Genomic DNA, 13,407 nt, shown 5'->3' with positions numbered 1-13,407 from the left:
TTTTATTTCCCCTCCGTTAGGTTTAAAAGTGATTCTCTCATTCCATGCTGCACAATCTGACTTAGATAGCTATACACGGTTTCCGCTAAGTGCGGGACTTGAGTTAGATCTTGCCCCCACCATGCTTCTTGGTTAAGGACATTTCCTACAAGTTCCTCTAAACGAAGAGCGTCGTGTTCATACGCAGACCAAAGACTAGCGAGCAAAGTGACCACTTCCGGCTGATCCCTTAAGCTGTAGACTTCCTCTCCTCTTATTCCTGTAAGTTCGTTCTCAGCGGCCTGCTTTCCGCGATAGAGGGAAAGCAATGCCGCAAAGGAAAAGCTAATCGCCTCTGGTGGTTTTCCTTGTTGCTCGATCGTTTCGAGTAAAGTAGGCAACAGTCTCGTACGGAATTTATAGAATGAATTTAGAGCAATATCCCGAAGATAGTGTTTATTAAAAGGATTGAGGAAGCGTTCAATGACGGAATCCGCAAAAGGCTTCTTCATGGCGATCGGCATCTCTAAGATAGGAAAAATCTCTTGATAGATTCCTTTTTCAATAAAGGGTCGAAGCGTAGCCTCTTCCATGGCTTCAAGTACGGTATCCTTCCCCGCTTGAAAAGCGACCGGTACCATAAGCGTGTGAGCGCCGTTTAAAATTCGAACCTTAATCTCCCGAAATGATCTCACATCCGCCCAGTGAACATTGAGGCCCGCCAGGTGAAAAGGAATAGCATCAGCGATTTTCTCTGGAGCTTCAATGGCAAACAAATGATAAGGCTCGCCTACCGTTAACAGCTCATCGTCATAACCCAGACGCTCCCTATACTCTTCTATGCTATCTTTAGGAAAGCCCGTAACGATACGATCGACTAAAGTATTGCAGAAAAGATTATGCTCGTTGATCCACTCTTTAAACGCCTCAGGAAGCTTCCAATCCTCTGCGATCGTAAGGACAATTTCTTTTAACAGATCTCCATTGCTCTCTACTAACTCGCAGGGGAAGATGGCCATGCCGGTGCCATTGGTTTGGTATCTGTGATAAAGAAATGCGGCTAACTTTCCAGGATAGGAAAGGGGAGCTTGCTCAGGATTATACTCCTCTTTCGCATAGGTGAGGCCCGCCTCAGTCGTGTTGGAAAAGACAAACTGCACCTCAGGGTTTTCCGCCACTTTTAGTACCTCTGCCCAATCCGTATAAGGGTTAATTCCTCTGCTAATCGAAGAAATTACTTCCGTACGATCGATGACTTGTTCGTTCTCTATTCCTCTGATTACAAGCGTATACAGACCATCCTGAGCATTTAACTTGGGAACAACCTTCCCATGGGGAGTTGGCTGAATCGCCACCACTCTCCCATTAAACAGTCCTTGCTTATTACACTCCTGCACCATCCAATCCACGAACCCTCGGAGGAAATTCCCTTCACCGAACTGAATGATCTTCTCTGGCAGATGGTCAAAACGCTGATCCGCCGGAATAAGCTGCTTGGTTAGCTTTTGCACAATTAAGTTCCTCCTCGATTTATAAAATAACGCCGTCCTTGAAAATGGCAATTTCCTTAAATCCATGCTCTTCATTATTCGTTTTTGTTTCACCTGCCGCGATCTCGAGGATATACTCGAATAATTCTTGCTTCAGCGTATCCATGTCTTTACCCTCGATCAGCTGGCCTGCATTAAAATCAATCCAACGCTTTTTCTTCTCATAAAGAGCGGAGTTCGTTGAAATTTTTACTGTCGGTACAGGTCCGCCGAACGGCGTTCCTCTTCCGGTGGTGAAAAGCACGATATGGGCTCCTGCCGCGGTGAGCGCGGTCACTGAGACCAAGTCATTTCCAGGCCCTTGTACAAGATTGAGTCCTTCTTTACTTACTCGGCCGCCGTAAGGGAGAACGTCCACCACCTCGGCGAATCCGCCCTTTTGTACACAGCCAAGCGACTTTTCTTCGAGAGTGGTAATTCCGCCTGCTTTATTTCCAGGTGAAGGGTTTTCGTAGACGACTTGGTCGTGCTTGATAAAGTAGTTCTTAAAATCGTTGACCAGCCCTACGGTTTCTTGAAATACTTCCTGGTTGGCAGAGCGTTCGAGTAGAATGGTTTCTGCTCCGAACATTTCGGGAACTTCTGTCATAATGGTCGTACCGCCATGGGCAATGAGAAGATCCGAGAAAGCACCAACCAGCGGATTGGCCGTAATGCCAGAGAATCCATCAGATCCCCCGCACTTGAGTCCTACTCTTAGCTTCGATACTGGTACGGGTTGGCGCTTGAATTGCTCAGCATACTGAACAAGCTCCTCAATCTTTTCCAATCCTGCTTCTAATTCGTCCTCCACTTCCTGGCTGACAAGAAACTTCACGCGATCTGGATCGATATCTCCAAGTACTTTCTTAAACAGCTCCACATAATTGTTTTCACAACCTAGACCGAGAACGAGTACACCAGCTGCATTCGGATGGTGAACCAGATTAGAAAGGATCATTTGTGTATTTTGCAAATCGTCACCCAACTGCGAACAGCCAAATGGATGGGCAAAGTGATACACACCGTCAACGGTCTTATACAGATCGTTCGCTTTCTTTGCCAGCAGCTCGGCCGTCTTATTAATACAACCCACCGTGTTGATAATCCAAATTTCATTGCGAATTCCGACGTCACCATTGCTTCGAATATAGCCAGGGAAGGTTAGTTCTGAGTTCACACGCTGTACTTTAGCCGCTGTGGGCTGAAACTCATACTCCAGGACTCCATCGAGATTCGTTGTTACATTATGGGTGTGGACCCATTCACCCTCTTGGATAGGTTCTTTCGCTCTTCCGATTGGATAACCAAACTTAATCACGTTTTCATTTTGCTGTAGATTTTTCCACGCTACTTTATGTCCAAAAGGGATATCGTTTTGAACGGTTACAGTTTTGCCTTGAACCGTTACTTTCTCGCCTTTTGTCAGCGGTTGTAATGCAATAAACACCGAATCTTCGGGATGTATTTTCATGTGAACACCTCACCCTTGTTAACAACGTTGTTATTAATAAATATAATGGTATATAGTAAATTTTTCAACCAAAATTATTTAACTATGCGGGACCATTTATCGCCAACTAACTTCCCGTTAATATAAAATTCCTCGACTTTCATTTCTTTTACATTTTCAATGACCAAAGGTGTTTTTGCCCCATCGAATCTACAATTCCGAATGGTCAAATTCTCAACGGGCGCACGCTCATACGCTTTGATCCAAACGCCAACATTCGCCTCTTCACTTCGCACGTTTTCTACCTCAATATTTCGTACCAAAGGAGTAAAGTCCCCTGCATCTCCTTCTTCGTATTCCATATCAATTTGGATCACTTCTCCGCCTACACGTTTCACGATGTTGTTACCAAAGTAGATATTTTCAATGACGCCTCCACGTACGGAATTTGTTTTGATACGCAACGCCCGATCCAAATTCGGGCTATCAAACACATTACCTTCGGCATGCACATTCCGAACACTTCCAGAAATCTCACTGCCGATAACCACTCCTCCGTGTCCATCCTTCATATAGTTGCCCGTAATACGAATGTTTTCGGACGCTACCCCGATCCGTCGTCCATCGGCGTTTCTTCCCGATTTGATGGCGATACAGTCATCACCGTTATCAAAATAACAATCCTTAATCAGCACATTTTTGCAGCACTCAGGATCCACGCCATCATTGTTTGGACCATGTCCCATGATTTTTACGCGCTCAATCACTACATCCTCACAAAGCACAGGGTGGATCTGCCACATCGGGGAATTAATGACGGTAACTCCTTCAATACGAATGTTACGGCACTCAAACGGCTGGATAAAGCTAGGACGCAAGTAAAACCCTTCCCCAAAACGGCGCTGCTCCACCGGCACATGATCTTCCGCCATCTGAAACAGTAGCGCTCTCCCCGCTTCCTGGTGAGGAGTTCCTGCACTCCACCCATATTCCTGTTTTCCTTTCCACGGCCACCATGGTTCTCCTCCGCCATCCAATACTCCTTCTCCCGTAATCGCAATATTCTCTTGCTGATAGGCATAGATCAAAGGAGAGTAATTATAGAGCTCTACTCCCTCCCAGAACGTACGAACCAATGGCAAGTAGGCTTTAGGATTATGTCGAAAAGTAATCGTAGCCCCTTTTTCTACGTGAAGCTGGATATTACTTTTTAAGTGGATCGGACCTGTTAAATAGGAACCTGCCGGTACCGTGACCTGGCCGCCTCCTGCTTGCGAAACCACCTCTATCGCCTTCTTGAAGGCTTCTGTGCAATCTATCCGTCCATCAGGTATGGCACCAAAATCAGTAATGAGTATATTCATACGGCTCTAACCCCTTTATTTGCTTGATTAATATGATCCAAATTCATTGGCCTAAACCACAATACAACAAGTAGCTCCATAAGAACGCCTGACGCCATCGCTGCAATCCCGATGACTCCTCCGATCTGAGGGGCGACGTATAGCAAAATCCCCAATACCGATAAAGTAGTTAGCAGATTACCGGTTTGAGAGATCATCAAAATATGGGTTCTTTTACTTAAGATCAGCATTCCATTGAGAAAATCGAGAAAAGGGAACAGCAGGGCTAAAAAAACAAAAAAACGCAAGGTGATCAAACTTTCTTTGAACAACTCCCCTTTAACCCCCATCACACTAGTCAAGATCCATTCCCCTGCTGGAGTAAAGGAAATGCAAAGAAGGGATACGGATGGAATCAAACCTAATACGGCAGTGACGCGTAGGACCTTTTGTGGGTCTTTACGATAAAAGTTAATCGCTATCTGATGCATATAGGAAGTAAAGCTCATAAATAGCTGCGTAACCGAGGCAGCAACGGCAAAGGCTGCTACCGCTACCGCTCCTTTTTCACTCCAGCCTAAAGTGGCATTGATGGAAGGATTAATTAATACTGCAATAAGCGATGCCATCAATAGGGGGCGATAGAATAAAAAGATTTGCGATTGAGTCTCAATGGTATGCTCCGGTTGCTTTTCCGGAAGCTGTTTGGCCAAGAATCTGCCTTCCAACCCGCTCACAAGGGCCTCCACAGCCATTCCAAAAAGAAAGATATAAGCTCCTACAACCCCTTGATTAACCCAACCCTTCTTCAGCACAATAAATGCGATTACCATCATCATGGCTATCCGGACCAACATCATGATCGTCATCCACTTCGTCCGTAAGTGATAGATAATGATTCCCTGGTAAAAGCAGCGAATGCCTGAAAAGACGGTCACAAACAGGAGTACCTGATAAGCATTTAGAGTAGGCTGCAACAACTCCTCCTTCACCCCAAACGCATAGGTGAAAATCCATTTTCCGATCTCCGTATGGGCAATGATTAAGGAAATAGCGAGAACCGCACCCAAAATATAGGCCGATACACTAAACATGGCTCGGTAGGAGACGCGGTCTCGTACCAAGGCTGACGAGGACTGCCGAAAAATCACCACACACTTCTCCAGAATCCCAAAAAAGCTTAACGCAATAGAGTAGCTTGCAATGACCATGGCCGGGTTTTGGGCCCTAGCCAACGTGCTGTTAATAATGACATGAGATAGAGTCACTAGTGTCGCAGAAAAGCTTAGTGGAATAAAAAAGCGCAAAAGGGATGGATACGTAATACGATGCTGATCATCCTTCATCTTCCCACCCTTTCTCTGTTTATTCAGATAATAACAACGTTGTTAACATCATAAACGACCTTTGGCTTTTTGGCAAGAGTGGAAAAGAAGGTGTCCTTTTTTTAAGGACACCTTCTTTCTTTTATCTCGCCATCCATCCACCGTCAACAACAAGAACATGGCCTGTCACGTAATTCGATGCTGGTGATGCTAAATAAACAGCAGCTCCAGCTAAGTCCTCAGGACTTCCCCAGCGAGCGGCAGGAATCCGTGCTAGAATCGATGCACTGCGCTCTTCATCCTTGCGCAAGGCTTCGGTATTATTCGTTTCAATATAGCCTGGGGCTATGGCATTGACTTGCACTCCGTGAGGTGCCCATTCATTCGCCAATGCTTTGGTCAAGCCAGCCACGGCATGCTTAGCAGAAGTATAGCCCGGCACATTAATGCCGCCTTGGAATGACAGAAGGGAGGCTACATTAATGATTTTTCCGCTTCTGCGCTCAAGCATGGGCTTAGCTAATGCTTGAGACAAAATAAAGACGGAATTTAGATTTGTGTCAATCACTGCTTTCCAATTTTCAAGCGAGTGGTGGGCTGCAGGTTCTCTTCGAATGATTCCCGCATTGTTTACAAGAATGTCAATTTGGAATTGGCTAGCTAGCTGTTCTGCTTTTTCCACTAATTCATCCGTACGAGAAAGATCAATCAAAACCGTCTCATAGCTTCTGCCCAGATCTCGTATCTTGGCTTCCGTTTCTTGCATGTTGTCCTGATGTCCAAGAAGAATCAGGTTCGCCCCTGCCTCAGCCAAACCGACAGCCATAGCCTGACCGATCCCTGTTCTAGCACCGGTTACTAAGGCAGTTTTTCCTTCAAGATTAAACAAACGGCTCATCCTCGATTAAGCCTCCCTTCCAACAAGTTTTTCAAGCGCCATCGTAGCCAAGATAAAGGCCCCTACTCCATGTAGGTCGTTCTCTGAAGTTGGTCGACCTACGTAATAGTCATAATCCCCTGCAGACGTTCCAATACAAATGCCCTTCATGATCCACTTACCTTCTTCAGACACGATCATATGGTCTAACAGTCCTTGGTACGCTTTTTGTGCCACTTTCAAATATTCCGCATCAATATATCCAGCTTCTACTGCTTTGGCGATGGTGTAGACGAATAAGCTGGTGCACGAAGATTCAAGCCAGTTATCCGCTCGATCCCCTTTGTCCACGACTTGATACCACAGACCGGTTTTCTCATCTTGGAACTGTGCTAACCCACGAACATAATCTTGTAAGGATTGAATGAAATCTGCACGTCCTGGATGGTCTTCTGGCATTAACTCCAAAATATCCACCAAGGCCGTACCATACCAACCTACGGATCTACCCCAAAACTCAGGAGAACAACCTGTTTCCTTATTAGCCCATGGCTGTGCCTTTTTCTCGTCCCACGCATGGAACAACAATCCCGTTTCATGCTTCATATGAGATCTCATTAGAGATCCCTGATAAACCACCATATCAACCAACTCAGGCTGGTTGAACTTACGGCTGTACAGAAGGGCAAACGGCCCCTCCATGTACAACCCATCCAACCACATCTGATAAGGATACTTATCCTTATGCCAAAAACCGCCTTCAGAGGTTTTATTTAACGTATGAAATAAATTTCTTAACTTGTCGGCAGCGATTTGATAACGCTTATCCTCTGTTCTTTCTAATAAAGGAAATAATAAGATTCCCACTTGGATGGAATCCAATTGATCGCGATCAAATAGGAAATTACCTTCTTCATCTACTAATAAATCAATATACGCTTTGATATATTGGAAATATTCCTCTTTGCCTGTTTTCTCCCAGACTCGCTGCATCCCATATAAAAATACACCCTGATGGTAGTGCCAATGATTTGCCGGTGGCAATTCGCTTGGCGAATAAGTCTTCATGAGTTCCTGACAGGCTTGCTCTGCAATTTCAAGGTAGCGGCTCACATTCAAATCAATCATGCTTCTTCCTCCCCCTACTTCAAGTCTTTCATTTCCACAAAGTCCATGTCCTTGAACGTGTAGTTCTCACCGGCCATCGCCCAAATAAAGGTATAGTTGCTCGTACCTACTCCTGAATGAATAGACCAGCTTGGAGAAATTACGGCTTGCTCGTTGGCAACCACTAAGTGGCGTGTTTCGCTCGGCTCACCCATGAAGTGGAATACTCTAGCGTTTGCATCCATATCAAAGTAGAGATAGGCTTCCATACGACGGTCATGAAGGTGTGCTGGCATGGTGTTCCACATGTTGTTGGGCTCCAAAATCGTCATGCCAAGCATCAACTGGCAGCTCTGAATTCCATCAGCATGAACATACTTGTAGATGGTTCGCTTGTTGGATTCACTGTCCGATCCCAGATGTGTCGGCTCAGCTTGCTCAATGCCCAGCTTTTTTGTTGGGTATTCTTTATGAGCCGTGGAAGATACAAAGTAGAAACGAGCAGGATTCGCTGGATCTACACTTTGGAATGTTACTTCTTGCTTGCCAAGGCCAATATACAGGCAGTCTTTCTTCCCTAATTCATAATCTTCTCCGTCCACTCGAACCAATCCGGGATTTCCAATATTAATAACAGCCATTTCACGGCGCTCTAAAAAGTAGTCCGTCTTTAATTGATCGGCAGCTTCCACATATAACTTTCCTTGAGTAGGAACCGCACCACCCATAATAAAGCGATCATAGTGTGTATAAACCATTTTTACTTCCCCGTCTACAAACAAGCTCTCGATTAGGAACTCTTTTCTTAATCTCTCCGTAGTATAGTGTTTTGCATCTGTCGGGTTTCCTGCATGTCTGATTTCCATTGTTATTTCTCTCCTTTTTGTATGTTTTATTCCGATGCGGACATGAGATCCGCTAAATGGCTATCATTTTAAATATTGAAAGGTGATCGGACATAGGCTCCGTTATTTAGTAAAAATACTACTCATACATCCCGTTTTTAGACAAATAACGAACTCAATGTCCTATATCCAGCCAGATGTGCCCTTTCTCACGATAATAGCGAACCCTATGTCCGCCCAGCCCAACCAAGTGATAGCCCAAAAAGTCGCGCCCAGGCGACTTTTTGGAAGCTACGAATCTCATTACTTCTTCATTACAGCATCAAACTGTTGCTTAGACTTTTCCATTGCTGCTGCCCACTCATTTAGGAAGTCTTCTACAGTCTTCTTGCCACTCATAACACCTTGGATACCAGGATCAACCACGTTGTCTAGGATAGAGCGGTAGTCTGGAAGATAGAACGGCGGGTTGTAGAATACGGTGTTCGGATCTTCTAGAACTGTAAATGCGGTTTGAATATGCTGTGCATCTTTAACCCATTGCTCGTTCAACACGTCGGAGTGTGTAGGAATCTGACCGATGTTTTGGTTCCAGTAACTTTGGCTCTTTGCGTTAGCAAGGAAGCTTACGAATTTCCATGCTGCATCTGGGTGCTTCGTGGTCTTGAAAATTGCATAACCGTTTGTGTTTCCGCCTTCTACCGTGTACTTACCGTCAGCAGTCTTAGGAAGTGGAAGGGCTGCAAACTGACCTGGCTGAAGAGCCTTTTCATGCTCGGCAAAAGAACCGATGTTGTGCTGTACCAATGCCACAGCCCCTGTATCAAAGCCAGCAATCATTTCTTTATAAGCATTTGTGATATCACTTTCAGGGGTGTATTGCTTGTAAATGCCAAGGTATTGCTTTACGAATTCAACGTGCTTCGGATCGTTAACTGTGCTTTTTCCATTTGTATCAAAGTACTCACCAATTCCGGAGTACGCATACATCATACGTTGAAGCTGGAAGGATCCTCCCTTTCCGCCACGAATCGTGAATCCGAATCGGGTTTGCCCTTTATCGGTCATTTTTTCTACTGCCGTGAAGAACTCATCCCAATTTTCAGGAGCCTTCAGACCTGCTTCTTGATACCAGTCTGGACGATACCATAGGATATCAAGGTTTTGCGTTGTAGGAATTTGATATAACTTTCCGTCTAGAGAAACAGAACGGTTGAAGTCGATCGCACCGCGGTTGATCTTTTCTTTATCTTCCCATTGGTTAAAGTAATCATCTAGAGGAACTAGTGCTTCTCTCGCGGAGAAATCTGCGATCCAGCTTGTTTGTACGCCCCCTACATCTGGTGTATCATTCGCTGCGATAGAGGCATCATACTTTTGCTTGGAGGACTTATTCGGGATCCCCACATACTCGACTTTAATGTTTGGATTTTCTGCTTCGAATTGCTTAATCAACTCTTCGTAATAAGGTGTACGTTGAGGTCCAGCATTTTCGTCCCAGAATGTAATTTTAACGTTTTCAACAGGAGCCTCTGCAGGCTTCGGGCCTTCCTCCTTAATTGCTGTAGAGGGTTGAGAGCCCCCTCCACAACCGGTCAGTAAAAGGGTAGCGGCTAAGCTTGTTGCAAGGAAAGATTGATACCATTTTTTCTTCATCTGATTTGACCTCCAATGTTGTTTTTTTGTTTTTTATCCTTTTACTGCTCCACCCAAGCCGTTGACTAAGTACTTCTGCGCATAAGCGAAAAGAATGATAGCTGGGATGATAGCGATTACACTACCCGCTGCAAGAGTTCCATAATTGATGTTGAATTCACCCATCATATAACTTAACCCAATAGGGAGCGTAAACTTTGATTGCTGATTGGTTAGCATTAGTGCAAGTAAGAATTCGTTCCAGGTGTAGATGAAGGTAAACACGCCTGTCGCTACAATTCCTGGCAGTAAGAGCGGGAATACTGCATGGCGGATGGCTTGCAATCTGTTACAGCCGTCGATCATCGCCGCTTCCTCTAGCTCTCGCGGTACATTTGAGATAAAGCCCATCATCAAAATCGTTGTAAACGGAAGTTCAATAACTGCATACGTGATAATCAAGGATAAAGGATTACTGATCAACCCAAGATTCTTAAAGATGATGAACAACGGTATAATCAGCATGGCTCTTGGTACGAACTGCGTAGCTAGCAGCATAAGAAGAAAGGCACGTTTCCCTTTGAACTGGTAACGACTTAGTGCATACCCCCCCAAGATCGAAAGGACAAGCACGATCGCCATGGTGCAAACCCCGATAAATAGGCTGTTCTTAAAGTAAACTGAAAATCCGACATTCGTCCAAGCTGATACGAAGTTGTCTAAAGTAAACGAACTTGGGAAGTACTCGAGTGGCCGCTTGATGATGTCCCCTTCATGCTTTAGAGCGGTATTAATCGTCCAGTAAAAAGGGAACAAGGTGAACGACATCATCATGATCAGCGGAGCGTAGAAAAACAAGATGCGATCTGATTTGATAGAAAAATTCATGTTAGCTTAACCCTCCCTCTCATAACGAGTAACCTTCAGATAAACAACAGCGAAGATAAGTAGAATTCCGCAAGATACTACGGTTAAAGCTGATCCATAGCCGAAGTTGTTTCCGTGTATAGCTTGTTCTGCTATATACATGGTTAGTGTCGTAGTCTGATGCGCTGGCCCGCCGCCTGTGAGGTTAAAAATGAGATCTACGTTATTAAACTCCCAAACCGTACGGAGCAATGTTGTTAAGACAATCGTATTCTTCAATTGCGGAAGCGTAATGTACCAGTATGTTTTCCATCTTCCCGCTCCATCCACTTTCGCAGCTTCATAAAGCTCTTCCGGGATACTTTGTAGTCCTGCCAACAAGGTAATGGCGAAGAACGGAATCCCTCTCCATAACTCGGCAATGACAACGGAGATGAATACTGTGGCTGAATCTGCCAACCAAGCTCTGTTTTGTTCAATCAACCCAACCCTTTGGAACATATCGTTGATAACTCCCATATGCTCGTTATACATCAACGACCACATAACAGAGGCTAATACTCCGGAGATAGCCCAAGGGGTGAAGGCAGCCGCGCGGATGAAGGCCCGGAAACGGAACGATTGATTGAGAATTAAGGCAAGCACCATTCCGAAGACCAATTGGAGTAGGACTTGGGATGTTACCCATTTAAAGGTGATTCCTAAACTAGAGTAGAACTGCGGGTCATTAAAGAGAGTAACGAAGTTCTCTAACCCAATAAATCCGTTGTAAAAAGGTGTGTTTAGATTATAGTGTTGAAGACTGTAATAAAACACGTTAGTAAAAGGGTAAATCAAAAAGCCAAGAATTAGTAACGTGGTGGGCGTAAGGAACAAGTAAGGAAGCCAATTTTCAAGTTTAAACTTTTGACTTCCCTTAGCTTGAACCGGGGTCGACAGCTTTACATCTTTTTGTAAGCGTAATCCATTCTGCATCGTAAGCTCTCCTTTCTCGTCGTTTGCTATAGCTTTATTGTAGTGGTTTCGACGTTTTTCCAGAATTAAATATCTTTAGGGAAACGTTTTAGATTTTTATATCATTTTAAAAAATGAAAAAAAAAGCGCTCTTATTTTTTAAGAGCACTTTCATACTTCTGTTTCGATTTTTCCATGGCATTCGCCCATTCATACAAAAATTCCTCTATCGACTTCTTTTGGCTCAACACCGACTGAATGCCTGGGTCCACAATATTATCGAGGATAGAGCGGTACTCAGGCAAGTAAAAAGGCGGATTGTAGTACCGGGTTGCAGGATCTTCGAGCACACGGAAGGCGGTTTGAATATGCTCGGCCTCTCTCACCCATGACTCTTTTAACACATCGGAATGCGTAGGCAGTTGGCCGATTTGCTGGTTCCAGTAGCTTTGAGCTTGCGCGGAAGATAGAAAGCTGACCAATTGCCAAGCTTCCTTAGGATGCTCCGTATTTTTAAAGATCCCATATCCGCTCGTATTTCCACCTTCAACTACAAAACGTCCTTGAACCGTCTTAGGCAAAGGCAGTGCCGCAAACTCCTCTGGTCTCAGCTTTTGACTATTTTCGGCGTAAGAGCCGATATTATGTTGTACCAACGCTGCGTTTCCTGTAACAAAAACGGCAAGCATTTCCTTATATGAGTTCGTTACATCTGTTTCCGGCGTGTACTGTTTATACAAACTCATGTACTTTTTCAAAAACTCTACATGCAGGGGATCGTTGATGGTGCTTTTTCCCTGAGCGTCGAAATACAGATCAATCCCTGAATACGCATACATCATTCGTTGAAGCTGAAAAGAACTTCCTTTTCCACCCCGAATAGTATAACCATAGCGATCGAGTTTCTTATCGGTTAGCGTTTTCACAGAAGTGAAGAATTCATCCCACGTTTCAGGCGGTTTGACCCCTTTTTCTTCGTACCAATCCTTACGGTACCATAGAATATCCATGTTTTGTGTATTCGGTATAGCATAGAGCTGTTGATCAGCCACGACTTCTCGGTTAAACTGGATTGCCTCTTTGCTGATCTTTTCCTTTTCGCTCCATTCCTCAAAAAAAGGATCCAAAGGGAGCAGGGCTCCCCGTTGCGTAAACGAAGCGAGCCAGCTCGGATAGATTTCAGCCACATCCGGAGTATCGTTAGCCGCGATGGCAGCATTGTACTTCTGGATATTGGTTTTGTTAGGTATCCCCACGTACTCCACCCGAATATTGGGATGTTGTTCTTCAAATTGCGTGATTAGCTCCTGATAATAGGGAGTTCTCTGGGGGCCAGCATTGGAGTCCCAGAAGGTTAACACCACTTCATCCTCTTCAGGTGCTTGAGAATCTTCGGTCCCGTCTACGATGATGGTATAGTCAGGAGTGGATCCACAGCCGGCTAGTAGGAACATCCCTGTTAAACTCAATCTTAAAAGGGTACGAACCTTCAA

The 13,407-nt window shown here is 44.7% G+C and carries 11 protein-coding genes; all 11 read right to left on the bottom strand.

Annotated elements, in window-relative coordinates; all coding sequences use genetic code 11:
- Window positions 1-2: 2 nt before the first annotated feature.
- Window positions 3-1,490, bottom strand: a complete 1,488-nt coding sequence (locus EIZ58_RS04185) for a tagaturonate reductase (protein ID WP_240688934.1) — start codon at window positions 1,488-1,490, stop codon at window positions 3-5.
- A 19-nt stretch (window positions 1,491-1,509) separates the two neighbouring features.
- Window positions 1,510-2,982 carry a UxaA family hydrolase gene (locus EIZ58_RS04180; RefSeq protein ID WP_134699243.1) on the bottom strand — a complete coding sequence of 491 codons (1,473 nt, stop codon included), beginning with the start codon at window positions 2,980-2,982 and terminating at the stop codon, window positions 1,510-1,512.
- 74 nt (window positions 2,983-3,056) lie between these two features.
- The gene (locus tag EIZ58_RS04175) at window positions 3,057-4,325 is read right to left on the bottom strand and encodes a glycoside hydrolase family 28 protein (RefSeq protein WP_134699242.1); all 1,269 of its coding nucleotides are present in this window, start codon (window positions 4,323-4,325) and stop codon (window positions 3,057-3,059) included.
- Window positions 4,322-5,650: a multi antimicrobial extrusion protein MatE gene (locus EIZ58_RS04170; RefSeq protein ID WP_134699241.1), complete on the bottom strand. Its 1,329-nt coding sequence runs from the start codon at window positions 5,648-5,650 to the stop codon at window positions 4,322-4,324. Before EIZ58_RS04170 ends, EIZ58_RS04175 begins: the two co-directional genes overlap by 4 nt.
- Before the next feature lie 121 nt (window positions 5,651-5,771).
- A complete protein-coding gene (gene kduD / locus EIZ58_RS04165; RefSeq protein WP_134699240.1) occupies window positions 5,772-6,527 on the bottom strand; it encodes a 2-dehydro-3-deoxy-D-gluconate 5-dehydrogenase KduD in 756 nt (251 codons plus the stop codon).
- Between the two features lie 6 nt (window positions 6,528-6,533).
- Complete coding sequence (locus EIZ58_RS04160; RefSeq protein ID WP_134699239.1) at window positions 6,534-7,634, bottom strand: glycoside hydrolase family 88/105 protein; 1,101 nt, start codon at window positions 7,632-7,634, stop codon at window positions 6,534-6,536.
- 14 nt (window positions 7,635-7,648) lie between these two features.
- Window positions 7,649-8,479 carry a 5-dehydro-4-deoxy-D-glucuronate isomerase gene (kduI, locus tag EIZ58_RS04155; protein WP_134699238.1) on the bottom strand — a complete coding sequence of 277 codons (831 nt, stop codon included), beginning with the start codon at window positions 8,477-8,479 and terminating at the stop codon, window positions 7,649-7,651.
- 282 nt (window positions 8,480-8,761) lie between these two features.
- Window positions 8,762-10,114: an ABC transporter substrate-binding protein gene (locus EIZ58_RS04150; protein WP_134699237.1), complete on the bottom strand. Its 1,353-nt coding sequence runs from the start codon at window positions 10,112-10,114 to the stop codon at window positions 8,762-8,764.
- Between the two features lie 33 nt (window positions 10,115-10,147).
- Window positions 10,148-10,981: a carbohydrate ABC transporter permease gene (locus EIZ58_RS04145; protein ID WP_134699236.1), complete on the bottom strand. Its 834-nt coding sequence runs from the start codon at window positions 10,979-10,981 to the stop codon at window positions 10,148-10,150.
- Between the two features lie 6 nt (window positions 10,982-10,987).
- Window positions 10,988-11,935: a carbohydrate ABC transporter permease gene (locus tag EIZ58_RS04140; RefSeq protein ID WP_134699235.1), complete on the bottom strand. Its 948-nt coding sequence runs from the start codon at window positions 11,933-11,935 to the stop codon at window positions 10,988-10,990.
- A 131-nt stretch (window positions 11,936-12,066) separates the two neighbouring features.
- Window positions 12,067-13,407: an ABC transporter substrate-binding protein gene (locus EIZ58_RS04135; RefSeq protein ID WP_240688933.1), complete on the bottom strand. Its 1,341-nt coding sequence runs from the start codon at window positions 13,405-13,407 to the stop codon at window positions 12,067-12,069.

This window comes from Ammoniphilus sp. YIM 78166 (assembly GCF_004522215.1).
In the GTDB taxonomy this organism is placed as follows: domain Bacteria; phylum Bacillota; class Bacilli; order Aneurinibacillales; family RAOX-1; genus YIM-78166.
The sequence above is the reverse complement of the archived record's forward strand: the minus strand, read 5'-3'. Positions and strand labels throughout refer to the sequence as shown.

What these genes read in the sequence shown, in the direction of transcription:
- kduI (WP_134699238.1), bottom strand. Translation starts at nt 8,479, where the DNA reads ATGGAAATCAGACATGCAGGAAACCCGACAGATGCAAAACACTATACT.
- EIZ58_RS04170 (WP_134699241.1), bottom strand. Translation starts at nt 5,650, where the DNA reads ATGAAGGATGATCAGCATCGTATTACGTATCCATCCCTTTTGCGCTTT.
- EIZ58_RS04180 (WP_134699243.1), bottom strand. Translation starts at nt 2,982, where the DNA reads ATGAAAATACATCCCGAAGATTCGGTGTTTATTGCATTACAACCGCTG.
- kduD (WP_134699240.1), bottom strand. Translation starts at nt 6,527, where the DNA reads ATGAGCCGTTTGTTTAATCTTGAAGGAAAAACTGCCTTAGTAACCGGT.
- EIZ58_RS04175 (WP_134699242.1), bottom strand. Translation starts at nt 4,325, where the DNA reads ATGAATATACTCATTACTGATTTTGGTGCCATACCTGATGGACGGATA.
- EIZ58_RS04140 (WP_134699235.1), bottom strand. Translation starts at nt 11,935, where the DNA reads ATGCAGAATGGATTACGCTTACAAAAAGATGTAAAGCTGTCGACCCCG.
- EIZ58_RS04145 (WP_134699236.1), bottom strand. Translation starts at nt 10,981, where the DNA reads ATGAATTTTTCTATCAAATCAGATCGCATCTTGTTTTTCTACGCTCCG.
- EIZ58_RS04160 (WP_134699239.1), bottom strand. Translation starts at nt 7,634, where the DNA reads ATGATTGATTTGAATGTGAGCCGCTACCTTGAAATTGCAGAGCAAGCC.
- EIZ58_RS04150 (WP_134699237.1), bottom strand. Translation starts at nt 10,114, where the DNA reads ATGAAGAAAAAATGGTATCAATCTTTCCTTGCAACAAGCTTAGCCGCT.